The 25,614-nt window shown below is 76.0% G+C and carries 20 protein-coding genes; 11 read left to right on the forward strand and 9 right to left on the reverse strand.

Translation table 11 applies throughout. The features are described from left to right. The first annotated feature begins 20 nt into the window (after window positions 1–20). The 3 genes from KBZ10_RS19270 to KBZ10_RS19285 all read left to right on the forward strand — a co-directional run bounded on the left by KBZ10_RS19270 (window position 21) and on the right by KBZ10_RS19285 (window position 3,608). A complete protein-coding gene (locus KBZ10_RS19270) occupies window positions 21–539 on the forward strand; it encodes a hypothetical protein (RefSeq protein WP_210988903.1) in 519 nt (172 codons plus the stop codon). Window positions 540–1,533: 994 nt separating this feature from the next. Continuing rightward, window positions 1,534–2,397 (forward strand): futalosine hydrolase, encoded by an 864-nt coding sequence (locus KBZ10_RS19275; RefSeq protein ID WP_282107855.1) that lies wholly within the window; start codon window positions 1,534–1,536, stop codon window positions 2,395–2,397. Window positions 2,398–2,540: 143 nt separating this feature from the next. After that, entirely contained in the window at window positions 2,541–3,608 is a 1,068-nt protein-coding gene (locus KBZ10_RS19285) for a 1,4-dihydroxy-6-naphthoate synthase (protein WP_247702641.1), read from the forward strand. Between the two features lie 95 nt (window positions 3,609–3,703). Here KBZ10_RS19285 and KBZ10_RS30080 read toward each other — a convergent pair whose 3' ends face one another. Continuing rightward, the gene (locus KBZ10_RS30080; RefSeq protein ID WP_210988904.1) at window positions 3,704–4,087 is read right to left on the reverse strand and encodes a cold-shock protein; all 384 of its coding nucleotides are present in this window, start codon (window positions 4,085–4,087) and stop codon (window positions 3,704–3,706) included. A gap of 179 nt (window positions 4,088–4,266) precedes the next feature. On the opposite strand from KBZ10_RS30080, the gene KBZ10_RS19295 reads away from it, so the two are divergent. Next, window positions 4,267–4,521 (forward strand): hypothetical protein, encoded by a 255-nt coding sequence (locus tag KBZ10_RS19295; protein ID WP_210988905.1) that lies wholly within the window; start codon window positions 4,267–4,269, stop codon window positions 4,519–4,521. Here KBZ10_RS19295 and KBZ10_RS19300 read toward each other — a convergent pair. Together KBZ10_RS19300 and KBZ10_RS19305 are read right to left on the reverse strand one after the other, a co-directional pair. After that, window positions 4,494–5,177, reverse strand: a complete 684-nt coding sequence (locus tag KBZ10_RS19300) for an HAD family hydrolase (RefSeq protein ID WP_210988906.1) — start codon at window positions 5,175–5,177, stop codon at window positions 4,494–4,496. The two genes, KBZ10_RS19295 and KBZ10_RS19300, sit on opposite strands and share 28 nt — an antisense overlap. 416 nt (window positions 5,178–5,593) lie before the next feature. Further along, entirely contained in the window at window positions 5,594–6,955 is a 1,362-nt protein-coding gene (locus KBZ10_RS19305; RefSeq protein ID WP_210988907.1) for a hypothetical protein, read from the reverse strand. Between the two features lie 209 nt (window positions 6,956–7,164). On the opposite strand from KBZ10_RS19305, the gene KBZ10_RS19310 reads away from it, so the two are divergent. Beyond that, a complete protein-coding gene (locus KBZ10_RS19310; protein WP_247702634.1) occupies window positions 7,165–10,215 on the forward strand; it encodes a helicase-associated domain-containing protein in 3,051 nt (1,016 codons plus the stop codon). Between the two features lie 727 nt (window positions 10,216–10,942). After that, window positions 10,943–12,616: a DNA repair helicase XPB gene (locus KBZ10_RS19315; RefSeq protein WP_210988908.1), complete on the forward strand. Its 1,674-nt coding sequence runs from the start codon at window positions 10,943–10,945 to the stop codon at window positions 12,614–12,616. Here KBZ10_RS19315 and KBZ10_RS19320 read toward each other — a convergent pair. Both KBZ10_RS19320 and KBZ10_RS19325 read right to left on the reverse strand, forming a co-directional pair. Next, window positions 12,541–13,794, reverse strand: a complete 1,254-nt coding sequence (locus KBZ10_RS19320; protein ID WP_307847514.1) for a glycosyltransferase 87 family protein — start codon at window positions 13,792–13,794, stop codon at window positions 12,541–12,543. The genes KBZ10_RS19315 and KBZ10_RS19320 overlap by 76 nt on opposite strands. A gap of 129 nt (window positions 13,795–13,923) precedes the next feature. Next, a complete protein-coding gene (locus KBZ10_RS19325; protein ID WP_210988959.1) occupies window positions 13,924–14,220 on the reverse strand; it encodes a hypothetical protein in 297 nt (98 codons plus the stop codon). Window positions 14,221–14,740: 520 nt separating this feature from the next. Here KBZ10_RS19325 and KBZ10_RS19330 point away from each other — a divergent pair. The 3 genes from KBZ10_RS19330 (at window position 14,741) to KBZ10_RS19340 (ending at window position 19,690) form a co-directional block, all read left to right on the forward strand. Next, entirely contained in the window at window positions 14,741–17,194 is a 2,454-nt protein-coding gene (locus KBZ10_RS19330; protein WP_210988910.1) for an ATP-binding domain-containing protein, read from the forward strand. Between the two features lie 160 nt (window positions 17,195–17,354). Next, on the forward strand, window positions 17,355–17,993 hold the full coding sequence (locus tag KBZ10_RS19335; RefSeq protein ID WP_210988911.1) for a hypothetical protein: 639 nt from the start codon (window positions 17,355–17,357) through the stop codon (window positions 17,991–17,993). Window positions 17,994–18,484: 491 nt separating this feature from the next. Beyond that, a complete protein-coding gene (locus tag KBZ10_RS19340) occupies window positions 18,485–19,690 on the forward strand; it encodes a Cmx/CmrA family chloramphenicol efflux MFS transporter (RefSeq protein WP_210988912.1) in 1,206 nt (401 codons plus the stop codon). Window positions 19,691–19,970: 280 nt separating this feature from the next. Here KBZ10_RS19340 and KBZ10_RS19345 read toward each other — a convergent pair whose 3' ends face one another. Together KBZ10_RS19345 and KBZ10_RS19350 are read right to left on the reverse strand one after the other, a co-directional pair. Further along, window positions 19,971–20,276, reverse strand: a complete 306-nt coding sequence (locus KBZ10_RS19345; RefSeq protein WP_210988913.1) for a DUF4031 domain-containing protein — start codon at window positions 20,274–20,276, stop codon at window positions 19,971–19,973. Between the two features lie 181 nt (window positions 20,277–20,457). Further along, on the reverse strand, window positions 20,458–20,829 hold the full coding sequence (locus tag KBZ10_RS19350) for a hypothetical protein (protein WP_210988914.1): 372 nt from the start codon (window positions 20,827–20,829) through the stop codon (window positions 20,458–20,460). A gap of 115 nt (window positions 20,830–20,944) precedes the next feature. On the opposite strand from KBZ10_RS19350, the gene KBZ10_RS19355 reads away from it, so the two are divergent. Next, window positions 20,945–21,934: a MurR/RpiR family transcriptional regulator gene (locus KBZ10_RS19355; protein ID WP_374223373.1), complete on the forward strand. Its 990-nt coding sequence runs from the start codon at window positions 20,945–20,947 to the stop codon at window positions 21,932–21,934. Window positions 21,935–22,124: 190 nt separating this feature from the next. Next, window positions 22,125–23,099, forward strand: a complete 975-nt coding sequence (murQ, locus tag KBZ10_RS19360) for an N-acetylmuramic acid 6-phosphate etherase (RefSeq protein ID WP_210988915.1) — start codon at window positions 22,125–22,127, stop codon at window positions 23,097–23,099. Between the two features lie 172 nt (window positions 23,100–23,271). Here the strand turns inward: murQ and groL are convergent, their stop codons facing one another. Both groL and KBZ10_RS19370 read right to left on the reverse strand, forming a co-directional pair. After that, a complete protein-coding gene (groL, locus tag KBZ10_RS19365; RefSeq protein WP_210988916.1) occupies window positions 23,272–24,894 on the reverse strand; it encodes a chaperonin GroEL in 1,623 nt (540 codons plus the stop codon). Between the two features lie 388 nt (window positions 24,895–25,282). Then, entirely contained in the window at window positions 25,283–25,486 is a 204-nt protein-coding gene (locus KBZ10_RS19370; RefSeq protein WP_003986833.1) for a cold-shock protein, read from the reverse strand. Window positions 25,487–25,614: the final 128 nt, after the last annotated feature.

Below are 25,614 nucleotides of genomic sequence, written 5' to 3' on the forward strand. Positions count from 1 at the left end.
CGGAACGATAGCCTTCGGGCATGACCGTTGCCACGCGGCCGAGCCGCAATCCGATGCAGTCACGGGGACGCGGGCGTCGTACCGCCGGCGCCCTCGCAGCCGTGTCCCTCGGGCTCGCCGCCCTGGTCGCCTGTGAGAAGCCGACGCCGATGGCGACGGTCACCGCGGGCTCGGACTCGGTGTCCAGTGAGGCCTCCTGCTACAACGACGGCAAGAAGCTCGCCCAGAAGGAACTCAACGACTGCCTGAACAAGGGCGGCGAGGAACTGACCGTCGGCGACCGCGAACGGGTCCGCATCGGCGTCGACCCGGAAATCGCCGAGGCCGGCTGGGCCATGGTCGTCAACGGCCAGGGCGTCATGCCGGAGGCGTCGGAGGACACGTACCGCTCCTTCGACCACGACGACATCTTCGCGCCGCGCCAGGGCCAGTCCGGCGGCGCCGAGGTGCCGAGGACGGCGAAGGTCACGATCGTCGAGGTCGACAAGAAGGGCGACGCCAGGGGCACCTGGTCCTTCACACTGAAGCGGGAGTCCTGACGGACCGCCGCTCTCCTCGTCGGAGCCCCACGGACCGCCGCTCCCGGGACTGCCCGGCGGGCGGCGGTCCGTGGGCACTCCGGCACGGGCGGCGCGCGGCTGCGGCGTGCGGAGCGGCTGTGCCGCACCTGCCGCACCTGCCGCACCTGCCGCACCTGCCGCACCTGCCGCACCTGCCGGGCGGAACGTCCGGCGGGGCCGGAAGGGTTCGCAGGCACGGAGCGGCGGACGGAGCCGCGGAAACGGCCCGCCGGGAACGCGGGAAGCACCGGCTGTCCGGCACCCCCCGGGCCCATGCCCCCCGCGTGCCCCGCGGCGGGCCCCCCGAGCACCGGAATGACGGTCGCGGTGCGCCCTGGGCGGAGCTGGCCGTCTCCGCCGCTCCCCCGTTTGCTCCCCGGCGGATTCGTCGACAGGACCGCTTCCCGTCGTGCCGGCCGGGCTTCGCGACGCGCCGGCCCGGCCCTGGGAGTGACCGCTGATGCGCGTACTCGTCGTGACGGCCGTACCCGCCGAGGCCGACGCGGTGCTGGCCGGGCTCGGCAGAGGGTCCGGCCGCCCGGGAACTCCCGCCCGCGAACTGCCGCTTCCGGGCTACCTCCTGCGCCGCCGTGAGGTCGCGAGGGCGGACGCCGGGCCGACGGCGCCGGGGGCCGCAGCCGGTCCAGGAGCCGAGGCCGTGGCCGTGGCCGAAGCCGGTGCGGAAGCCGGGCCCGGTACAGAGGCCGGAACCGGTACGGAAGCCGAGGCCGGTACGGAAGCCGAGGCCGGTACGGAAGCCGAGGCCGGTACGGAAGCCCGAGCCGGAGCGGAAGCCGGAACCGGTACGGAAGCCCGAGTCGGTACGGAAGCCCGAGCAGATACGCGAGCCGGAGCGGGCGCCGGTTCCGGAACCGGAGCGGGCGGCAGTTCCGGAACCGGAACGGGTGCCGGGCCAGTCGCCGGAGGGGCACCGGTCACAAGCCGAGGCACGGCTGCGCACGGGGCACACCGCATGGACCATGCCCCGCGCGTGGATCCCGCCGCCCCGTTGGCGGGTCCGCGGAGCGGTGGCGGCTTCCCGGCCACCGGCGTGCCGCACACGGTCGACGTGCTCTCCGCAGGCGTCGGTCCCGCGGCAGCGGCGGCCGGGACCGCCGCCGCGCTCACCGCGGCCGCGCTGGCGGGGCAGCCGTACGGGCTTGTCGTGTCGGCCGGGATCGGGGGTGGTTTCCCGGATACCGCCCCGCTCGGTTCGGTGGTGGTGGCGGACGCGGTCGTCGCCGCGGATCTGGGGGCCCGGACCCCGGACGGTTTTGTGCCCGTCGACCGGCTGGGTTTCGGCCGGTCCGTCCATCTTCCGCCGCCGGACACCGCGCGCCGGATCGCCGAGGCCCTGGCCGGGGCGGGGCTGGCCGTAGCGCTCGCCCCTGTCCTCACCGTCTCCACCGTGACCGGCAGCGCGGTCCGCGCCGCGGAACTCGCGGCCCGCCACTCCGGGGCCGGGGCGGAGGCCATGGAGGGCTTCGGGGTGGCCGAGGCGGCGGCCGTCCACGGGCTGCCGGTGCTGGAGATCCGGGCGGTCTCCAATCCGGTCGGCCCGCGGGACCGCGCCGCCTGGCGCATCCCCGAGGCCCTGTCCGCGCTCACGGACACCTTCGAGGTGCTGACGACGGAACCGGGGAGGACGGCAGTCACCCGGGCCGCGTCCGCCCGTGCCGACAACAGCGGCAGCGGCACCGAGGCCGCCGCGCCCCGCCCGGCGGGCGGCGGAGCCGGCCCCCGGGGGCGTGCCGGCCACACATCCGCGGCGCCCGCGGCGCCCGCGGCACGCGTACACCGGACCGACCGGCCGCAGCAGGGAAGGAGCAGACCTTGAACGGCACAGAGCCCACGGCGCGCACGGCGCACGACGCTGCGGAGAGCGGGGCGGATACGGCCGAGGGGACCGCCGCGGCCGCCGGCCCCGCCGCACCCCGTGCGGACAGCGCGGCCGGAGCCGGAGCGCCGGACGGGCGGCCGCTGCGGATCGCCTACTCGCCGTGCCCGAACGACACCTTCGTCTTCCACGCGTGGTCGCACGGACTCGTACCCGGCGCCCCCGCCGTGGAGGTGACGTTCGCGGACATCGACATCACCAACGGTCTCGCCGAACGGGCGGCGGCCGGGAGCCGGAGAGCCGCGGAGGGAGAAGGGCCGGAGCCGGTGGACGCCGGCACCGGCGGCACCCGCACCGCCCCCGCCTCCGCTGCCACCTCCACCTCCGCTGCCACCTCCGCCTCCGCCCCCGCTTCCGCCTCCGCCCGTCTCGGCTCCGTTCCCGACGCCGACCCGCGCCTCGGCCCCCTGCTCGACCTCGATGTCCTGAAGGTCTCCTACGCCGTCCTCCCGTGGATCCTGGACGAGTACGCCCTGCTGCCCTGCGGCGGTGCGCTCGGCCGGGGCTGCGGGCCGCTGGTGCTGACGGCCGGGCCCGGGCGAGCCGCCGGCCTGCGCGGCAAGCGGGTCGCGGTGCCGAGTGAGCGCTCGACGGCCTACCTGCTGTTCCGGCTGTGGGCCGCTGCCGAAGTGCCGGGCGGTGTCGGGGAGATCGTGGTGCTGCCGTTCCACGAGATCATGCCCGCCGTGCGGGACGGCGCGGTCGACGCGGGACTGGTCATCCACGAGGCCCGTTTCACCTACCGGGACTACGGCCTGCACTGCCTCGCCGACATGGGCGAGCACTGGGAGAACACCACCGGACTGCCGATCCCGCTCGGCGCCATCGTCGCGAAGCGCTCGCTGGGCGACCGGCGGCTGCGGGAACTCGCGGACACCGTGCGCAGCTCGGTGACGATGGCCTGGGACGACCCCGGGGCGTCACGGCAGTACGTGCTGGAGCACGCCCAGGAGATGGACCCGGCCGTCGCCGACCAGCACATCGGTCTCTACGTCAACGAGTTCACCGCGGACCTCGGCGAGGCCGGTTACGCGGCGGTGCGCGGCCTGCTCACCCGCGCGGCGGCCGAAGGGCTGGTGCCGCCCCTCGCGCCGGACGCGCTGGCGTTTCCACCGGAGGCCGGGCCGTCGGCGGCCCTCCACGACGGATGACGACCGACGCCGGGCTCCGGCCCGCTCTGGCCCGCTCTGGCCCGCTCTGGCCCGCTCTGGCCCGCTCTGGCCCGCTCCGCCCCGGCTCCCCCGCCTCAGACGTCCAGTTGGTCGGCGACGGCGCGGAGCATGCCCGCGATCTTCTGGCCGTGGGCCCGGTCCGGGTAGCGGCCGCGCTCCAGCTGAGCGCCGACGCTCTCCAGGAGGGTCGTCAAGTCCTGCACGATGGAGGCCAGTTCGTCCGGCCTGCGGCGCTGCGCCGCGGCAACGGACGGCGTCGGGTCGAGGATGGTCACCGAAAGCGCCTGGTCGCCCCGGTTGCCCGCGACCACGCCGAACTCCACTCGCTGTCCGGGTTTCAGCGCGTCGACTCCGGCCGGGAGCACCGAGGAGTGCACGAAGACGTCGCCGCCGTCGTCGCGGGAGAGAAAGCCGAAGCCCTTCTCACTGTTGAACCACTTGACCTTGCCGGTAGGCACGTCTGTCCTCGTCCTCGTACTCGTCGGGGATGGCACACACAACAACAGCTGATCTCAGGCTAATGGTCCCGCGCCCGGTGACAAGAAGTCGCCGGGTGGTTCCTCAGCGTTCACGGGTGAGGGGAGAGCGGAGCGGAGGCCCCGGTCCCGGGCCGCCGCCCCGGATCTACCCTGGTGGGGTGAGCAGTGAAACCCCAGCAGACGGCGCCGGTCCCGGCGACCGGCTCGTACGTGTCGGCGGCGTCATCTTCCTGATCGGCGCCGTGGCCACCGTGGTGACGGTGGCGCCCCTCTTCCTCGGCAGGCCGCCGTTCCCGACGGCCGCCTATCTGGTCTCGATGCTCATGGGTGCCGGCTTCGCCGTGGCCGCGGCCGGAGTGCTGCGCACCATCGCGGCGCAGCGGCGTCAGGCCAGGGGCGCGGAGGACGCCTGAGGAGCCGGGGGCACCCCCGGCATCCGCGGTGCCCGGGAGGTCCGGGAGGCCCGGGACGCGAGCCAGCCGGGAAACTCCGTCAGGTCGCCCAGGAGCACGTCGGCTCCGGCGGAGCGCAGTTCCTCCGCGTCGCACGGCCCGGTCGGCACCGCTATCGACAGCGCGCCGGCCGCTCGCGCGCCCCGTACGTCGCCGATGTGGTCGCCGACGTAGACGGCGGCGCCGTGCCCGCGCAGCGCCTCCGCCTTGGCCTCGGCCCAGAGCGAGCCGACGACGGCGTCGGGCCGGATGCCGAGGTGTTCCAGGTGGAGCACGGCGTTGGGCTCGTGCTTGGCGGTGACGACGACGGCCCGGCCACCCGCCTCCCGTACGGCCTCGACGGCTTCGCGGGCGCCGGGCATGGGAAGCGTCGGCCCGATGGCGTACCGCGGGTAGATGTCCCGGTAGAGGTTGGCCACGGCATCGACGCGGTCCGCCGGAAACCAGTGGGCGAGTTCGTGTTCGAGAGGCGGCCCGAGCCGGGTGATGACGAGGTCGGCATCGATGGGCGTTCCGGTGAGGCCGGCGAGGGCGAGGTAGGCGGCCTTGATCCCGGGGCGGGAGTCGATCAGCGTCATGTCGAGGTCGAAGCCGACCGTCGGGGGGTGCGATGCCATACCGGCCATTGTGCCGGCGGGCGCGGTACGGCCGGTTCCCTCCCCGCGTCGACCGCTGGCGCCCCGGGAGGGGATCGGGTGGGCGCCCCGGGAAAGAATCGGGTGGACGCCCCGAGGGCGGCGCCCGCCACGGCCCGGCCCGGGCCGGCCGTCTCCGCCGTCAGCCGGCCGGGGTCCGGACACCCGGACACCCGGGCGCCCGGACACCCGGGCACCCGGGCGGCCACCCGCGCAGTCGGACGGCGGCCGTACCTGCCGGGGCCTGCCACCCGCGCGAGGAGCGCCAACCCGCGAGGTACCACCCGCGCGAGCGGCGCCAACCCGCGCGGAACACCAACCCGCGCGGCACCGGCGCACTCGGCCGCGCGCAAAGGGCGCGCGCAAAGGGCGCGCGGCACGGCGCGCTGGGCGCCAAGTCAGCCGCGCGGGCGCCGTCTGGCCCGCCAGACCAGGAACACGGCCGAGGCGATGGCCGCCGCGCGCAGGGCGGTGGGCCAGGTGTCGGCGAGCGCCGTGCTCATCTCGCCGTTCCGGATCGGCTCCCCCCAGCGTCCGTCCATCCGGCCCCAGAGCCACAGCAGCGCTCCCCCGGCCACCAGGCCGGGCAGAACGAGCACCGCCCAGGTGGCCTCCGTGCGGGTGAGGCGGGGGCCGGCGTACGCGATGAGCCAGCCCGCGGCCAGGGCGAGCAGCGAACCGAACACCGCCCCACCGACGAGCAGTGCCGCCGCGAGCAGCAGCAGCGGGCTGGGGGTGCCGACCCGCCCGGACGCACCGCCCCGGCCCCGGCGCAACAGGCCGCCGCGTGCGGGGACGCCGTCCTCCGCACCGGACGGTTCCGCGCCGGACGGCCCCGCCGTGCCGTCGGCCGCCGCCGGCGGCGGATCCGTCTCGAACGGTCTCTGCGGCGGCGGTTTCAGTATCTCGGGGATCTCGATGCCGCCGGTGAAGCCCGGTACGGAGTCGCCGGCGCCGAAGTGCCCGGCGGCGAAGCCGTTCCCACCGGGCTGCCCGGCGCCGAACGGGCCCGGCTCGACGCGCCACCACTCCGTGCCGTCGGCCCCGCGCAGTTCCTCCTCGCCCGCCAAGTGGGGCGGCATGGGACCGGTCAGGGGGATGACGGGCACCACGGGCGGTTCCGCCGGGGGCTTTCCCGCGCCGTCGCGCGGCGCCGGCACCTCGGTGCCGCCGATAAGACCGGCGCGCCGGGCGAGGGCGCCGAGCCGGCCCAGCGTGCCGCGGCCGTTCCCGCCTCCGCCGGGTCCGGAGCCGGGGGACGGGCGGCCGGAGCCGGCGGGCGGGCCGGCTGCCGGTCCCCCGCGGCCCGTCGTGCCGCCCGCGGCGTCCCCGGCGGCCGGTCCGGCGCCGGGCCCGGGTTTCCCCCCGGTGCCCGTCCCGCCGGCTTCGCGTCCTGCCCGGAACCCGCCGTACCGGCGGGATCGGCCCGCCGTGCCGTCCTTGCCGGCCTCCGTCACCGGCCGGTGCACCGGCCGTTCCGGCGCGTCCGCGCCCGCCCCGCGCCCGGTACCCGCTCCGCGCGCCCCGCCGGGCGTGCGTCCGCCCGCCTCGCGGACCACGTCCTCCGGCGAACCGAGCCGGCCCAGGATGCGCTTCACCGCGCCCGGGCTGTCGGCGGCCTTGGTGCGCTGTTGTTCGATCTCCTGGCGCAACTGTGACACCAGTCGCATCCGGTCCCCGGACGACAGCTGCCGCTGCTGGGCCAGATCGCCGACCCGGCTCAGATAGTCCAGAACGAGCTGATCGCTTTCGATCCCCACGAAATCCCCTGCGGGTGTGCACTGTTGGTGACCGCCTCACCCGACCGTACCCGCTTCCTCCCCGTGGGAAGCGGGCACGCGCCGCGGCCCCGGCGGTGTGCCGCCCGCGGCCGGCCCGCCGGCCGCGGGGAGTCCGCCCCGGCCGTCCGGGGCCCGTCCGGGGGTGCGCACCGGGCCCGATCCCCGGCGCGAACGCTACTGTGAGGCGGATGACGACCGAGCGGAACGGGGAGGCACGCGTGCCCGCAGAGACCGGCCCGGCCGGACGAACCGGCGCCGCCGGCAGCACCGGCCGCGGCACCGGCCCCGGGCCGCGCACGCTCGCCGAGGAGCTGCGCAGCCGCACCGACGGCGAGCTCGCCGAGCTGCTGCGGGCCCGCCCCGACCTGCTCTCCCCGGTGCCCGGCGACCTCACCCAGCTCGCCACCCGCGCCGTGAACCGCGCCTCCGTCGCCCGGGTCCTGGAGCAGCTCGACCGGTTCGCCGTGCAGACCGCCGAGGCACTCGCGGTCGCCCCGGACCCCTGTTCGTACGACACCCTGCTGACGCTGATGGCCGGGGAGGACCGCGAGGAGAGGGTCGCGGCCGAACTGCCGCGCGCCGTGGCCACCCTGCGCACCCGGGCGCTGCTGTGGGGCGGCGGCGACCGGCTCCATCTGGTCCGGACCGCCCGCGAGCTCCTGACGCCCGCCGCGACGGGCCCGGCGGTGCCCTCCACCGGGCTCGGCCCGACCGTCTCCGAGGCCACCGCCGGGATGTCGCCCGGCCGTCTCCAGCAGATCCTCACCACCGCCGGGCTGCCGACCACGCACGACTCGGTGACGGCCGTCGAATCACTGACCGCGCTCTTCACCGACCGCGAACGGATGGCCGAACTGCTCGGCGAGGCGCCTCCCGAGGCCCTGCGGGTCCTGGACCGGCTGGTGTGGGGGCCGCCCTACGGCCAGGTGCCGGCCGAGCCGGGACCCGCCGTGCGCTGGCTCGTCACCCGCGGACTGCTGCTGCCGACCGCGCCCGGCACGGTCGTCCTGCCGCGCGAGGTGGCGCTGCACCTGCGCGGCGGACGGGCGCACCGGATCACGGAGCCGCTGCCGCCCCCCGTGGAGACCGCCGCCGAGTACAGTCCACGCTCGGTGGACGCGGCGGCCGCCGGGCAGGCGTTCACGGCCGTCGGGACGGTGGACGATCTGCTGCACACCTGGGAGACGGCCGGCCCGTCCGTGCTGCGCGCGGGCGGCGTGAGCGTCCGCGATCTCAAGCGGACGGCCGCGGCCCTCGACACCGACGAGCCCACCGCCGTCTTCTGGATCGAACTGGCCTTCGCCGCCGGGCTGCTGGCCTCCGACGGCGCGACGGACGAACGCTTCGTGCCGACCCCGGAGTACGACGTCTGGCGGACCGGGCCCGCCCAGGAGCGCTGGGCCACCCTGGTCTCGGCCTGGCTGGCGGCCACCCGCACCGCCGGGGTCGTCGGCGGCCACGACGCCAAGGGGCGTGCCCTGACGGTGCTCGGCCCCGGACTGGACCGCTCCCAGGCGCCCGAGATCCGGCACCGCACGCTGGAACTGCTCGCCGGCCTGCCACCGGGCGGCGCGCCCCGTCCGGACAGCGTGCTCGCCCGGCTCCGCTGGGAGCGCGGCGTGCCCTCCGGCGCGGGTGGTGGCGCCGCGGGCGCGGGAACGGTGACGGGCGGCCCCGGTGCCGTGACGGGCGCGGGAACGGGGCCGGGCCGCGCCGGCGGGGGAGCGGGAGCGGCCTACGGCGGCTCCGGGTACGGGGACGGCTCCCGCGTCCAGGCCGCCCACGGGCCGCCGGCCGGCCGGCCCGCCGCCGCGCCCCGCAGGGCCGGCGGCGGAGCGGACGGCTGGCGCACGGCGGGGACGGCGCCCGTGCCGGCGCGCGGGCTGTCCTCCGCCGAGGAACTGCGTACCCGGCTCACCGAGTGGACCCTGCGCGAGGCCGAACTGCTCGGCGTGACCGGCCGCGGTGCCCTCTCCACGCACGGCCGGGTCCTGCTCGGCCTGCCCGCCGCGGACACGTCCGCCGCGGACACGTCCGGCGGGGACGCGTCCGGCGGGGACGGCGCGGACGCGGTCGGCGGTGACGGCCGGGGCACCGGCTCCGACACCGGCACCGGCACCGACACCGGCTCCGACACCGGCACCGGCACCGGCACCGGCGGCACGGTTCCCGGTTCCGGCAGCGGCACCGGTCCCGGCACCTCGGCCGCCGCAGCCGCACGCCCCGGCCACCCACCGGCATCCGGCGGCTTCTCGCCCCGGTCCCCGGCCGAGATCGCGGCCGCCGCCGCCCGCGCCGCCGGGCTGCTGGCCCCGCTGCTGCCCGAACCGCTGGACCACGTACTGCTGCAGGCCGACCTGACCGCCGTGGCGCCCGGTCCGCTGGAGCGCCCGCTCGCCGAGACCCTCGGGGTGCTCGCCGACGTCGAGTCCAAGGGCGGTGCGACGGTCTACCGCTTCACCCCGGACTCCGTGCGCCGCGCGCTGGACGCCGGCCGGACGGCGGACGACCTGCACGCCTTCCTCGCCGAGCACTCCCGCACCCCCGTCCCGCAGCCGCTGAGCTACCTCATCGACGACGTGGCCCGGCGCCACGGTCATCTGCGGGTCGGCGCCGCGTCCTCGTACGTGCGCTGCGAGGACGACGGGCTGCTCGCCGAGATCCTGGCCGACAAGCGCTCCGAGGGGCTGCGGCTGCGCCGCCTGGCGCCGACCGTGCTGGCCGCCGGGCTCGACCCGGCCACGCTGCTCGCGAAGCTGCGCGAGATGGGCTTCGCGCCGGCCGCCGAGTCGGCCGAGGGCGATGTTGTGATCACCCGTCCCGGCGTGCACCGCACCGCGCCGCGCACCCCGCCGGCGCCGGTGCCGGAGGGCCCGCCGGTGCCGGACGACACCCTGCTCGCGGCGACCGTCCGGGCCGTACGGGCCGGGGACCGCGCGGCCTCCGGTGGCGCGGTCCCGGCCGGAGACGCGACGGCACCGGAGCCGCCCGCGCCCGGCGGGCTCCCCCATGGCAGTCCCGGGGACACCCTGGCCGCGCTCCAGGCCGCGGCGCTCACCGGCAGCCCGGTGTGGATCGGCTGCGTCACGGCGGAGGGGACGGCCGACCGGCGGCTCATCGCCCCGGTCCGCGTGGAGAGCGGTCTGGTCACGGCGTACGACCACACCGCCGAGGAAATCCGCACCTACCCGCTGCACCGCATCACGGGCGTCGCCGAGCCCTCCGGCGAGACGCGCTGAGCCCGGCGGTGCGGGCCCGCCCCGGCAGCCGGCCACGGACCCGAGTACGGGAGCCGGGCGCGGGGGCCGGGCGCGAGGGCCGGCCGCGAGGGCCGGGCGCGAGGGCCGGGCGCGAGGGCCGGGCGCGGGGGCCGGCCGCGAGGGCCGGGCGCGGGCGGCCCGGAAGAACGGCGGTGCCCGGAAGAACGGCGGTGCCCGGAAAGCCGCCCGCCCGGCCGGGGCCCGGGGACTCGTCCGCAGCCCCGCACGGCAACCGGAGCGGAATACGGCACCGGCGACAGCGGTTGCCGCAAGGGGCGGACGGAGCGGGGACCGCACCGGCCCGTTCCGGCCTCCAGGGCTGACGCGGCGCCGCCGCGAGCCTTCTCCCCGCCCCGGGGAGCCGGGAAGGGACGGCCGTCCCGGGTCGCGGGGAGCCGGGAAACGACGGCCGTCCCGGCCCGGGCCGCCGCCGAGTGGCCACCCCCTCTTCCTCCACGGCCGTCGCGTGCGGCTGTCACGAGCCCCTCGGGGCCGTGGTGACCGTGAGATGGGACGGCCGGGCCGAGCCCCCGGGCGCGAACCGTCCCGCCGGTCCGCGCGATGGGCGACCATGGAGGGCGGCGCGCGTCCCCGGCGCGCCGGCCGGGACTCCCTCCGGGGCCGGGCAGGGGGCCCGGCCCGAGCCGTGGCGGACGAGGCCGTCCGCGCCGCCACGCCGACTGACGACCGATCCGCGGAGGTACGCGTGTCCTGCCTGATCGTCCAGAGCGACAAGACACTCCTGCTGGAGGTGGACCACGAGCAGGCGGACGCGTGCCGCCGGGCCATCGCGCCCTTCGCCGAGCTGGAGCGCGCCCCCGAGCACATCCACACCTACCGGCTGACCCCGCTCGGCCTGTGGAACGCGCGCGCCGCCGGGCACGACGCCGAGCAGGTCGTCGACGCGCTGGTCGAGTACTCGCGGTACCCGGTCCCGCACGCCCTCCTCGTCGACGTCGCCGAGACGATGGCCCGCTACGGGCGGCTGCGGCTGCTGAAGCACCCGGTGCACGGGCTGATCCTGGAATCCTCCGACCGCCCCGTCCTGGAGGAGATCCTGCGGTCGAAGCGGATCCAGCCGCTGGTGGGCACCCGGATCGACCCGGACACCGTGGCCGTGCACCCGTCCGAGCGCGGGCAGATCAAGCAGACACTGCTCAAGCTGGGCTGGCCCGCGGAGGACCTCGCCGGGTACGTCGACGGCGAGGCGCACCCGATGGAGCTGGAGGAGACCGGCTGGCAGCTGCGCCCGTACCAGCGGCAGGCCGTGGAGAACTTCTGGCACGGCGGCTCCGGTGTCGTCGTGCTGCCGTGCGGCGCGGGCAAGACGCTCGTCGGGGCGGGCGCGATGGCCACGGCCAAGTCGACCACGCTGATCCTCGTCACCAACACCGTCTCGGCCCGGCAGTGGAAGCACGAACTGGTGCGGCGCACCTCGCTCACCGAGGACGAGATCGGCGAGTACAGCGGCACCCGCAAGGAGATCCGCCCGGTCACGATCGCCACGTACCAGGTGCTGACGACGCGGCGGAAGGGCGTCTACCCGCATCTGGAGCTGTTCGACTCGCGCGACTGGGGCCTGATCCTCTACGACGAGGTGCATCTGCTGCCCGCGCCGGTCTTCAAGTTCACCGCCGACCTGCAGGCGCGCCGCCGGCTCGGGCTGACGGCGACCCTGGTGCGCGAGGACGGCCGGGAGTCGGACGTCTTCTCGCTGATCGGCCCGAAGCGGTTCGACGCGCCGTGGAAGGAGATCGAGGCGCAGGGCTACATCGCGCCGGCGGACTGCGTGGAGGTGCGGGTCGATCTGACGGACGCGGAGCGGCTGGCGTACGCCACCGCCGAGCCGGAGGAGAAGTACCGCTACTGCGCCACGACGGTCACCAAGCAGCGGGTGATCGAGGCTCTGGTGCGCAAGCACGCCGGGCAGCAGACGCTGGTCATCGGCCAGTACATCGACCAGCTCGACGAGCTCGGCGAGCATCTCGACGCCCCCGTCATCAAGGGCGAGACGAGCAACGCGCAGCGCGAGAAGCTGTTCGACGCCTTCCGGCGGGGTGAGCTGTCCGTCCTGGTCGTCTCCAAGGTCGCCAACTTCTCCGTCGACCTGCCCGAGGCGACCGTCGCCATCCAGGTCTCCGGCACCTTCGGCTCCCGCCAGGAGGAGGCGCAGCGGCTGGGACGGGTGCTGCGGCCCAAGGCCGACGGGCACGAGGCGCGCTTCTACTCGGTCGTCGCCCGCGACACCATCGACCAGGACTTCGCGGCGCACCGCCAGCGGTTCCTCGCCGAGCAGGGCTACTCCTACCGCATCGTCGACGCGTCGGAGCTGCTGGCGGCGGGCGACGAGGCGGGCGACGAGGTGGGCGACGAGGTCTGACGCGGCCCGGGCAGGCCCGGTGCTCCGGCGGCGGAGCCGGGCGGCGCCCCCTCCGGGGTGCCGCGGAGCCGCCAGGCGGCGAACAGCAGCAGGCCGAGGCCCAGCAGGGGATACGGGGAGCCGGCCGGCTGCAGCCACCAGGGCAGCCGCAGGTCGAGGGTCCCGTCGTGCGGGACCAGCCAGTGGCTGCGGGCGGTGAAGAGGACCGCGGCGGCGACGGCGAGCACCGGCCGCGGCCGCGGCCCGGCCTCGACGGCGAGCAGCACGAGCAGCGGCACGCACCACACCCAGTGGTGGGACCAGCTGATGGGGGAGACCAGCACCGCGGTCAGCGCCGTGCAGAGCACGCCCCACGCCTCGTGGCCGTGGGCGCGCACCGCGTGCCGGGCGAGCAGCAGTCCGGCGACGGCCGTCACCAGGGCGGCGACCCGCCACACGGTGCCGGGATCGGTGGTGTGCAGCAGCCGCGCGAACAGTCCCTGCAAGGACTGGTTGTCGACGATCCACACCCTGCCGACGCGGCGGGTCTCGAGCATCCGCCGGGTCCAGAACTCGAGGCTGGCCCCGGGCAGCACGGCGACACCGGCGAGGACCGTGCCCGCGAACCCCGCGAAGGACCAGAGCGCGGCGCGCACCCGGCCGGTCAGCAGCAGGTACACCGCGAAGATCGCGGGCGTGAGCTTGATTCCCGCCGCGATGCCGATGGCGAGGCCCTTGCCCCGGGCGCTGTCGGGGCGGGTCAGATCCCACAGCACGAGGCAGGCCAGAGCGAGGTTGATCTGCCCGAAGAGCATCGTCTGGAACACGGGTTCGAGCCACAGCCCGAGCGCGGTCGCACCGAGCACGAGGGCCCCGCGCGGCCGGGCGGCCAGGCGGGTGCCGGGGGCGGGGGCCGCCAGACGGAGCGAGAGATGCACGAGCAGGGCCAGCAGCAGCACATTGGCCACGGCGAAGGCGGCCTTCAGCGGCAGCAGGGGCGGCAGCGCGGCAGGGACGAACAGCAGCGCCGCGAACGGCGGGTACGTGGCGGGCAGCTTCCACTCGGTGACCCGGAACCCGTAGAGATCGGTGCCGTCGAGGACGGCCCGGCCCTCCGCGCGGTAAACGAGCAGGTCCGCCATGGGCGTCGGCCGGAGCAGGAACAGCGCCGCGAAGGCGGTGAGGGAGATCAGGAGCAGGAACAGCGCCACGGCCGTCGGCCGGGTGAGCCGCCGTCTGCCCGGGCCGGTCGCCGCAGCAGCCACCTGTTCGTCCCTCCGGTCCGCCATCCGGTCAGCACCAAACGGCGGCAACCCTACTGGAACAGGTCAGGCGGAGGCAGTGCTGTTTCCGCCGAGACCGTTCTTGCGTTCGGTTTCCGGGGCGGACGGGCCGGGGCCGTGTCCGGCGTCCCGGCGGGGGCGGCGGCCGGGCTCGTCATCGTCGTCCCTGTCGCCGGTGTCGCCGAGGACGACGACGCTCAGCGCCGCGCCCGCGAAGACCCGGATCGCGTGCAGGGCGTCGCCGAGGACATGCCGCCGGTGACCGGGCTCCGCGCCGGAGGCCACGGCACCCGGCGACGGCCGTCTGGGCGGCGGGATGGGCGGTGTCGTCATGGTGCTCATGTACTCCATGATGCGATTCATCCGGTTGCCGCACATCGGTCCAGAGATGTAACCGCTCCGGGATCCGGATACTCCGGCGGACCGAGCCGCCCCGCCGGACGCCCCGCCCACCGGATGACCCGGCGGGACGCCGTCCCGTAGGGGGCGGGAGGTACGGAAGGGGAGAGGAGAGCCGGACGGGGCGGCGGGGCGACGGGGCGACGGGGCGACGGGGCGACGGGGCGACGGGCGGCGGGACGGGACGACGGGGCGGGGCCGACGGCGGCAGGGGGGCCGGGAAAACCGTTCGCGAGCCCGGCCGCCGCTGATTACAATCGCCGGTCTGCCCGCCTCCCGCAGCGCGTCGCCACGGCGTTCCGCCGTCCCGGTCCCGCCGTCCCGGTCCCGCCGCGCCGGGAGAGCCGCCGCCCGGACGGAAACCGGCCGGTTCACCGCTTCGTCACCCGCAGCGCCGTGTCACCACGTCGCAGCGCGCTGTCCGTCACGTCCCGTCCCGTCCCGTCCCACCGGAGGCTTCACCGTGCCCGCGCACCCGTCATCGGCCGATCTCGTCGACCCCAGCGGCACGGGGGATCCCGGAGGTTCCCCCACTCCGCCCGCCCCCGCCTCCGCGGACCTCGCGGAACCCGCGGATACCCCGGGCAGCGCCGGCCCCGGGGTATCCGGGACGCGCGGCAAGGCCGGCCCGGCGGCGGAACCGGCGGGCGCCGCGCCCTCCGCGGACCCCGCCGATCCGCTCCACCGCGAGCGGGCCCACCTCGCCGCCTCCCGGGCCGCCCTGCGCGCCATGCGCGCGGACGCCGAGGCGCTCGACATCACCGACGTCACCGCGAACTGGGTCAACGCCGCCGTCCTCCGGTCCCAGATCGACGACCGGATCAAGGCCCTCGCCGACCACGCCGGCACCCCGCTCTTCTTCGGCCGGCTCGACTGTCTGCACGAGCCCGGAACGGAGGCGGCGGAGACGGCGGCGCACGGCACGGCGGGGCCCGACGCGGCCGCGGAGCCGCCCACCGGGACAACCGAGGACGGCGCCGCGCGCTACTACATCGGCCGCCGTCACGTGCACGACGCCCACGGCGACCCCATGGTCATCGACTGGCGCGCCCCCGTGTCCCAGCCCTTCTACCGGGCCTCCCGGAAGGAGCCGATGAACGTCGCGCTCCGCCGCCGCTTCGGTTACACCGGCGGCGAGCTGACCGCCTACGAGGACGAGCGGCTCTCCGACCCCGCCGCCGCCGAGACATCCGGCCGGCTGCTCCAGGCCGAGATCGAGCGGCCCCGCGTCGGCCCGATGCGCGACATCGTGGCCACGATCCAGCCCGAGCAGGACGAGATCGTCCGCGCCGACCTGGGCGGCACCCTGTGCGTGCAGGGCGCGCCGGGCACCGGCAAGACGGCCGTCGGCCTGCACCGGGTCGCGTATCTCCTCTACGCCCACCGGGAGCGGCTCTCCCGCGCGGGCACGCTCGTCATCGGCCCCAACCGCTCCTTCCTCCACTACATCGAGCAGGTGCTGCCCGCTCTCGGCGAGCTGGAGGTGGCGCAGGCCACCGTCGGCGACCTGGTGGCGCACGTCCCCGTCAGCGGCACGGACACCCCCGAGGCGGCCCGGCTCAAGGGCGACGCGCGGATGGCGGAGGTCCTGCGCCGCGCCGTCCGCTCCGGGGTGCGCCCGCCCGAGGAGGGCCTGGTCGTCGTCCGCGGCTCCCGGCACTGGCGGGTCCCCGCCGACGAACTGCGGCATATCGTCGACGAGTTGCTGGACCGGGGGATCCGCTACGGCGCCGCCCGCGAGGCCCTGCCGCAGCGCATCGCGCACGCCGTGCTGGTGCGGATGGAGGCGGCCGGTGAGGCCCCGGACGACCGGACGCAGAACGCGGTGGCCCGCGACCGGGCCGTGAAGGCGGCGGTCAAGGTGATCTGGCCGCCGGTCGATCCGGCGAAGCTGGTCCTGCGGCTGCTCTCCGACGCGGCGTTCCTCGCCGAGCAGGCCGGCGGTGTGCTGACCGCCGCCGAGCAGGCGCTGCTGCTCCGGCCGAAGCCGCCACGGAGCGTGCGGTCGGCGGCGTGGTCGGCGGCCGACGCCGTGCTGATCGACGAGGTGCGGGACCTCGTCGAACGCACCCCGTCCCTCGGCCATGTCGTCCTGGACGAGGCGCAGGACCTCTCCCCCATGCAGTACCGGGCGGTGGGCCGCCGCTGTGCCACGGGCTCCGCGACCGTCCTCGGCGACCTCGCCCAGGGCACCACCCCGTGGTCCACCGCCGCCTGGTCCGAGGCGCTGTTCCACCTCGGCAAGCCGGAGGGGCGGATCGAGGAGCTGACGGAGGGCTTCCGGGTGCCGCGCGACGTCATCGCGTACGCCTCCCGGCTGCTGCCCGCCATCGCGCCGGGCCTGAAGGAGGCCACCTCCGTGCGGGAGGCGGCGGGCGCCCTGGAGATCCGCCGGGTGGCCGCGGCCGGGGCCGCAAGCGGGGACGGAGCCGGGGACGGAGCCGGGGACGGGGCCGGGGCCGGGGACGGGGCCGGGGACGGGCACGGGGCCGGGCACGGGGCCGGAGCCGGGCACGGGGCCGGAGCCGGGGACGGGCACGGCCCCGGGGGACCCCGGCCGGGCCTCGGCGCGGCCGTCGCGGAGGCGTGCCGCCGGGCACTGGAGCACGAGGGGTCCGTGGGCCTGATCGCGGCCGACGCGCGCGTCCCGGCGCTGGCCGGGGCCCTGGCGGCGGCCGGGCTGCCGCACCTGTCCCCGGGCGAGGAGACGACGGCGGAGGCCCGGCTCACCCTGGTCCCGGCCTCGCTCGCCAAAGGCCTGGAGTACGACTACGTGGTGCTGGACGAGCCGGCCGCGGTCGTCGCCGCCGAGCCCGACCGGCGCACCGGGCTGCGCCGGCTGTACGTCGCTCTCACCCGCGCGGTCTCGGGCCTGACGGTCGTTCACACCGAGGACCTGCCGCCCGAACTGGGATGATCGCCGGGCTGCCGGCTCGGGTCGGGTCGGGGCGGGGCGGGGCAGGCCGGGGCAGGCCGGGCCGGTCCCCGCGCCGGCGTGTGCGCGGTCCGCACCGCGGGTCGCGGCCGGGCTCGCCGTACGCCCGGCGGCGCCGGTCGGCGTATCGCACAATGGGCCCATGCCCGTCCCCCTTCTCGACCGCTGGACCGGACTGCTGCGCCGCTGCCAGGAGGGCGCCGGCCCGCATCCGGACCCGCGTCCGTACGGCGAGAACCTGCTCGCCCGCTGGGCCGAGCCGCAGCGGCGCCACCACACCACCGGCCATCTGGCGGCCGTCCTGGACCGGATCGACGAGCTGGCCGGCCACTGCGCGGACCCGGACGCGGTGCGGCTGGCCGCCTGGTTCCACGACGCCGTCTACCGCCCGGACCGCTCGGAGAACGAGGAGCGCAGCGCCCGGCTCGCCGAACTCGCCCTGCCCGAGGCCGGAGTCTCCGCGGCCCGGACGGCGGAGACGGCCCGGCTCGTCCGCCTCACCGTCACCCACGACCCGGCGCCCGGCGACACCAACGGCGAGGTGCTGTGCGACGCGGACCTGGCCGTCCTCGCGGGCCCGCCCGAGCAGTACGCGGCCTACGCGGCGGCCGTCCGCGAGGAGTACGGATTCGTGCCGGACGAGGAGTTCCGTGAGGGGCGCGCCGAGGTGCTGCGGTCCCTGCTCGCGCTGCCGCGCTTGTTCCGCACCCCCGCCGGCGACCGGTGGGAGCGGACCGCCCGGCACAACATGGCCACCGAGCTGGGCCTGCTCACGGGGTGACGGGCGGGCGGGGCACGGCCGGGTCCTCCGGCGGGCCGGCCGTGCCCGTCCCGGGACCCGCGCCGACACCGGTGGTGTCGTCCCGTTCCTCCGCGCGCCGGCTGATCGGCCGTCATGCGCGCACGTCTCCTCGGCGTGTACGTCCCGGGTCCGCCGGTCCCGGCGCCGGGGACGTCCGCGTTCGTGCTCACGGGGTTGACGGTCGGGTCCCGGGGCGCGGGCCTCTCACCGCCTCCACGGGTCGTGGCCGAAGGCCGGGGGCCGGTGGGCAGGGCCGGTGGGCAGCCGGTGGACGGGCCGGTGGACGGGGGCGATGGACCGGGGCGATGGACCGGGGCGGGGCACCCCGTACGGAGCGGAGGGAACGGACCCGAGTGGGGAGCCGCTCACGGGGTGGGACAGCCCCCGGGGAGACCTGCGACACCCGCGTTCCGGGAATGGCACGACCGCCGGCGCTGTTGGTCCGAGTCATGCCAGCCGATCGCTCCCGCATGCCCCTCGCCGTGTACGTCCTGGGACTCTCGGTCTTCGCCCTGGGGACATCCGAGTTCATGCTCACGGGGCTGCTGCCGCCGATCGCGGAGGACATGGACGTCAGCATTCCGAGGGCCGGGCTGCTGATCTCGGCGTTCGCCGTCGGCATGGTCGTCGGCGCGCCACTGCTCGCCATGGCGACGCTCCGGCTCCCCCGCCGGGCCACGCTCATCGCCCTGATCTCCGTCTTCGGACTCGGACAGGTCGCGGGCGCCCTGGCGCCCTCCTACGCATGGCTGTTCGTGTCCCGGGTCGTCAGTGCCCTGGCATGCGCGGGCTTCTGGGCCGTGGGCGCGGCGGTGGCCGTGGCGACCGTCCCGGTGACCGCGCGGGCCCGTGCCATGGCCGTCATGCTCGGCGGGCTGAGCATCGCCAACGTCCTCGGTGTACCGGCCGGGGCGTTCCTGGGCGAGCACTTCGGCTGGCGCTCGGCGTTCTGGGCGGTCGGCGCGGCCTCCGCGGTCGCCCTGGCCGGCGTGATCGCGCTGATCCCCCGCATCCCGCGCCCCCGCGAACTGCCGAGGCTCGGCAGGGAACTGCGCGTCTACCGCGACGGGCAGGTCTGGCTGGCGGTCGTCACCACCGCGCTCGTGGGCGGCGGCGTCTTCTGCTTCTTCAGCTATCTGGCGCCGCTGCTGACGGACGTCGCCGGGCTGGACGCCGGCTGGGTGCCCACGGTGCTCATGCTGTTCGGCTTCGGCGCCCTGCTGGGTACGGCGCTGGGCGGCCGGTTCGCGGACGCCCATCTGTTCGGGGTGCTGCTCAGCGGCGCGGGGGCCTCGCTGGTGCTGCTGACCGCCCTGGGACTCGCCGCGAGCGTGCCGTTCGCGGCGGTGGCCCTCTCGTTCCTGCTGGGCGTCTCGGCCTTCTACACGGCGCCCGCTCTGAACGCCCGGATGTTCGAGGTGGCGGGAGCGGCGCCGACCCTGGCCGGTGCCACCGTCACGGCTGCCTTCAACCTCGGCAACACGGGCGGCCCCTGGCTCGGCGGGACGGTCATCGACGCGGGCTTCGGCTACACGTCGACGGCGTGGGCGGGGGCCGGGCTGACGCTGCTGGCGATCCCGGCGATCGTCCTCGCCGCCCGTACGCGGCGCCGCGGGCCGAGCGCGGTCGTCGCCGGATCCAGCCGGGCCACGGGCGAGGTGAGCCGGGCCCGCTGAACGCGGCGCGGCACCCGCCGGGCGGGCCCGCGCCGCCGCGGCGTGCCACCGCTCACGGCCTGCGGCTCACCTCCCGCCGGCTCACTGTCTGCGGCTTGCTGCCGCGGCACGCTGTCCGCGGCTCGCCTCGTGCGTGTTCGCCGTCTGTCGGGGCTCGGCTCACCTCCTGCCGGCTCACTGTCTGCGGCTGTCTGCGGCCACTGTCTGCGGCTGTCTGCGGCTGTCTGCGGCTCACTGTCTTCTTCTCCGGCGGCTCACCGCCCCGACCGGCCGCCGTGGCTCACCGCCGGGGAGAGGTTCCGTGTGCCCGGGGCGTCGCCTCGGCGGGCCGCCCCTTGGGGCGGCGCAGCCCGGCGGCCGTGAGCCGCCGCACCAGTTCCTTCGAGCCGACCTCCACGGCCCCGAGCGCCACCGCGGCCGGGTAGCGCTCGCTCGGCACGTCGTAGTGGTCACGGTCGAAGGCCCGCCGCGGCGCGCCCAGGCGCTCGGCGAAGGCATGGAGTTCCTCGTAGGACACGTCACTGACCAGGTGCGACCACATCCGCCCGTGCCCCGGCCAGATCGGCGGGTCGATGTAGACGGTCATGCCGCGCGCCCGGCGGTGCCCCGCGCCGGCGGCCGTTCCGCCGGCCGTTCCGCCGGCCGCCCCTCCGGTCCTCCCGCCGTCACCGCCCCGCGCCCCGCTCTCCGTACCGTCACGCCCCGCTCTCCGTACCGTCCTGCTGCCCGCGGCGGGGCCTCCGCCCGCTCCGCCGTCCGGCCCGGCCTCATCTCCCCAGCACCGAGCCGAGCTTGCCGACCGCCGCGACCGAGACCGCCGTCTTGGGGCAGACCCAGTGCGGGTCCGTGCCGAGCTCCGGCTCGATGTCGAGGGCGTGCGGGTCTCCGCTCTGCGTGCAGACGGGGCAGAGCGGCCACCGCCCGTACCGCTCCAGCAGCGCGTCCTGGACGTCCTGGGCGACCAGGCCGATGACGAAACCGGCGCCCTCCGGCCACTGCTCCACCCACCAGCGCCGGTGTGTCACCGAGTCCTCGACGAGGGAGACGACGTCCGCGTCGGCGACCTCGCCGGCCGCCAGGTCGGCGATCACCAGGGCCCGCGCGGCGTGCAGTGCGTGTTCGAGGTCCATGGACTCCATTGTCCCGCCTCCGGCGGTTCGCGCACCGCCACGGCGGGATCCCGCGCCGGAGGTGCCCCCGCGCGCCCCGGGCCGGGGGTTGACGGCACCGAAGCGCTGAAAATACCTTTCAGGAGTGAGCAGTCGCGTGAAGGAAACTTTCACCACTCCGGCGTCCGCCGCGTCCGCCGCGTCCGGCGGGCCCGGCGGGCCCGGCGGGCCCGTCCCCGGGCCCCGCCCGGCGCCCGTGCCGCCCGCTCCGGCCGCGCTCGCCGCGAAGGTCAGGATGCTCGGCCCGACGATGACCCGCTCCATGCAGCGGGTCGCCGAGGCCGTCGCCGGGGACCCGGCCGGCTGCGCCGCGCTCACCGTCACCGGCCTCGCCGAGCGCACCGGCACCAGCGAGGCCACGGTCGTCCGCACGGCCCGCTCCCTCGGCTACCCCGGCTACCGGGACCTGCGCCTGGCCCTCGCCGGCCTCGCCGCCCAGCAGGAGTCCGGTGCCGCCCCGGCCGTCACGGCCGACATCGCCGTGGACGACCCGCTGCCTGACGTCGTCGCCAAACTGGCCCGCGAGGAGCAGCAGTGCCTCGCCGACACCGCGGCCGGGCTCGACGTCACACAGCTCGGCGCGGCCGTCACCGCCCTGGCCGGCGCCCGCCGGATCGACGTCTACGGCATCGGGGCCTCCAACCTCGTCGCACAGGACCTGGCGCAGAAGCTGCTCCGGATCGGGCTGCCGGCCCACGCGCACGCCGATCCGCACCTCGCCATGACGGGCGCGGTGCAACTGCGCGCCGGGGACGCCGCCGTGGCCATCAGCCACTCCGGCCGCACGGTCGACGTCATCGAACCGCTCCGCACCGCCTTCGACCGCGGCGCGACGACCGTCGCCGTCACCGGCCGCCCGGACGGGGAGATCACCCAGTACGCCGACCATGTGCTGACGACCTCCCCGGCCCGGGAGAGCGAGCTGCGCCCGGCGGCGATGTCCAGCCGCACCAGCCAACTGCTGGTCGTGGACTGCCTGTTCATAGGCGTGGCGCAGCGGACCCACGACACCGCCGCGCCCGCTCTGGCCGCCTCGTACGAGGCCCTGGCCCACCGCCACCGCCCCCGCGGCTGACCGGCGGCGGGCCCGGCCCCGCCGCCCTGCGTCCCGCCCGTCCCGCCCGTCCCGTCCGTCCCGCCCGTCCCGTCCGTCCCGCCCGCAGCGTCCGTCCCGCCCGCCGCGCCGTCTCGCTCACCGGCCGCGACTCCAGCCGCACCCGGCGGCCGCACCACCGCATCGTCCGCCCCCCGAGAGAGTGGCAGCCATGCCCCCCACCTCCCCGCCCGGCCCGCCCGGTGCGTCCGGCGCCTCCCGGCCCCCCGAAGACCTCCGCGCCCAGCTCGACACGCTGGCCACCGAGGCGTTCCGCGGTGAACTGGCCGAGATCGACCGGCTGTCCACCCGCGAGATCGCCGAGCTCATGAACCGCGAGGACGCCGGTGTCCCCGCCGCCGTGGCCGCACAGCTCCCGCGGATCGCCGCGGTGGTCGACGCCATCGCCGCGCGGATGGCCCGCGGCGGCCGGCTGGTCTACGCGGGCGCGGGCACGGCCGGGCGCCTCGGTGTCCTGGACGCCAGTGAGTGCCCGCCGACGTTCAACACCGCGCCCGGCCGGGTCGTCGGGCTGATCGCGGGCGGCCCGTCCGCCCTGGTGCACTCCGCCGAGGGTGCCGAGGACGACGCCGGGCGGGCGGCCGCGGACCTCGACGCCCTCGCCCTGACCCCGGAGGACACGGTGGTCGGCGTCTCCGCCTCGGGCCGCACCCCGTACGCCGTCGGCGCCGTGCGGCACGCCCGCTCCCGGGGGGCGCTGACCGTCGGGCTGTCCTGCAACCCGGGCTCGGCCCTCGCGGCCGCCGCCGAGCACGGCATCGAGGTGGTCACCGGGCCGGAGCTGCTGACGGGTTCGACCCGGCTCAAGGCCGGCACCGCGCAGAAGCTGGTCCTCAACATGCTGTCGACGATCACCATGATCCGGCTGGGCAAGACCTACGGAAATCTGATGGTCGACGTCCGGGCCTCGAACGAGAAGCTGCGCGCCCGCTCACGGCGGATCGTGGCGCTCGCCACGGGCGCCGGCGAGGAGGAGATCGAGGCCGCGCTGGCCGCCGCGGACGGTGAGGTGAAGAACGCCGTCCTGATGCTGCTCGGCGGCGTGGACGCCCCCACGGCGGCACGTCTCCTGGCGGATGCGGGCGGGCATCTCCGCACCGCCCTGGAGGCGGCCGCCCGCCTCTGAACCGGCCCCGCCCCGGAGCCCGGAGACGGCGGCAACGCCGGAGGCCCCGCGGTGGCCCGGAAGCTCCGCGGGGCCCGGAGACTCCGCGGGGCCCGGAAACGCCGAAAGGGCGGCACCCCGCGAGGAGTGCCGCCCTCCGTACCGGAGGATCGACGTGACCGGCCGGGGCCGATCAGAAGTCCATGTCACCGCCGGGCATACCGCCCGGAGCGGCCGCGGCGGCCTTCTCCGGCTTGTCGGCGATGACGGCCTCGGTGGTGAGGAACAGCGCGGCGATCGACGCGGCGTTCTGCAGCGCGGAGCGCGTGACCTTCGCCGGGTCGATGACGCCCTCGGCCACCAGGTCGGTGTACTCGCCGGTCGCGGCGTTCAGGCCGTGACCCGGGGTGAGGTTCCGCACCTTCTCGACCACGACGCCGCCCTCGAGACCGGCGTTGACCGCGATCTGCTTGAGCGGGGCCTCCAGCGCCAGCTTGACGGCCTGCGCACCGGTGGCCTCGTCGCCGTCCAGGTCCAGCTTGTCGAAGACGGAGACGGTCTGCAGCAGGGCCACGCCACCACCGGCGACGATGCCCTCCTCGACGGCGGCCTTGGCGTTCCGCACCGCGTCCTCGATGCGGTGCTTGCGCTCCTTCAGCTCGACCTCGGTGGCGGCACCGGCCTTGATGACGGCCACGCCGCCGGCCAGCTTCGCCAGCCGCTCCTGGAGCTTCTCGCGGTCGTAGTCCGAGTCGGAGTTCTCGATCTCGGCGCGGATCTGGTTGACGCGGCCCTGGACCTGCTCGCTGTCGCCGGAGCCGTCGACGATCGTGGTCTCGTCCTTGGTGATGACGACCTTGCGGGCGCGGCCCAGCAGCTCCAGACCGGCGCTCTCCAGCTTGAGGCCGACCTCCTCGGAGATGACGGTGCCACCGGTGAGGATGGCGATGTCGCCGAGCATGGCCTTGCGGCGGTCACCGAAGCCGGGCGCCTTGACCGCGACGGACTTGAAGGTGCCGCGGATCTTGTTGACGACCAGGGTGGAGAGGGCCTCGCCCTCCACGTCCTCGGCGATGATCAGCAGCGGCTTGCCCGACTGCATGACCTTCTCCAGCAGCGGGAGGAGGTCCTTCACCGCGCTGATCTTGGAGTTGACGATCAGGATGTACGGGTCGTCGAGCGACGCCTCCATCCGCTCCATGTCGGTGGCGAAGTAGGCGGAGATGTAGCCCTTGTCGAAGCGCATGCCCTCGGTGAGCTCCAGCTCCAGCCCGAAGGTCTGCGACTCCTCGACGGTGATGACGCCTTCCTTGCCGACCTTGTCCATGGCCTCGGCGATGAGCTCACCGATCTGGGGGTCGCCGGCGGAGATGGAGGCCGTGGAGGCGATCTGCTCCTTGGTCTCGACGTCCTTCGCCTGCTCCAGCAGGGCGGCGGAGACGGCCTCGACGGCCTTCTCGATGCCGCGCTTCAGGGCCATCGGGTTGGCGCCGGCGGCGACGTTGCGGAGGCCCTCGCGGACCAGCGCCTGGGCCAGGACGGTCGCGGTCGTCGTGCCGTCACCGGCGACGTCGTCCGTCTTCTTCGCGACCTCCTTGACCAGCTCGGCGCCGATCTTCTCGTACGGGTCCTCGAGCTCGATCTCCTTGGCGATGGAGACACCGTCGTTGGTGATCGTGGGCGCGCCCCACTTCTTCTCGAGGACGACGTTCCGGCCCTTGGGGCCGAGAGTGACCTTGACGGCGTCGGCGAGCTGGTTCATTCCGCGCTCGAGGCCGCGCCGCGCCTCCTCGTCGAACGCGATGGTCTTGGCCATGTGAAGTGGTCCTCCCAGGACTTCGGGGTCCCCCCGGCCTGCGGCTGGGGGAGGATTTCTCCGGACCGCGCTGGCGCCCGCGACGGACGGCCTGCCGGCCTCGCGGTTCCTTGCCCCGCTTGGCCCGCGGGCCTCACCGACCCGGTCCTTCTGTCACTCTCCGGGGGAGAGTGCTAACGCCAATGATTAGCACTCTCCCCCTTCGAGTGCTAGCGCCCACCGGAGCCGCGGGGCGCGTACGGCTCCCCGCGGCCGGGGCGGGGCGGAGGGGGACGGAGGGGGACGGAGGGGGACGGAGGGGGACGGAGGCGGCGCGGGCACGGCGAAGGGCCCGCGCCCCCCGGTGACGGGGGCGCGGGCCCTTCGCGAGGTTTCGGCCGGTCGGCGCTCAGCCGGCGACGCGGACCATGTCCGCCTGCGGCCCCTTCTGGCCCTGCGAGATCTCGAACTCCACCCGCTGGCCTTCTTCGAGGGTGCGGTAGCCGTCCATCTGGATCGCGCTGTAGTGCACGAAGACGTCCGCACCACCGTCGACCGCGATGAAGCCGTATCCCTTCTCCGCGTTGAACCACTTGACGGTGCCCTGAGCCATTCCTAACTCCCCTATTACTGGCCCTTGCGCAGGACCGCACTCCGCGGACCCGGGTCAGACCTCACGACCCGGCGATCCCTTGGCCGTCGGCATGGGGGGACCACCGGGACGTGTGCGCCGGAACGCGT

This window comes from Streptomyces sp. F63, assembly GCF_018070345.1.
GTDB lineage: Bacteria > Actinomycetota > Actinomycetes > Streptomycetales > Streptomycetaceae > Streptomyces.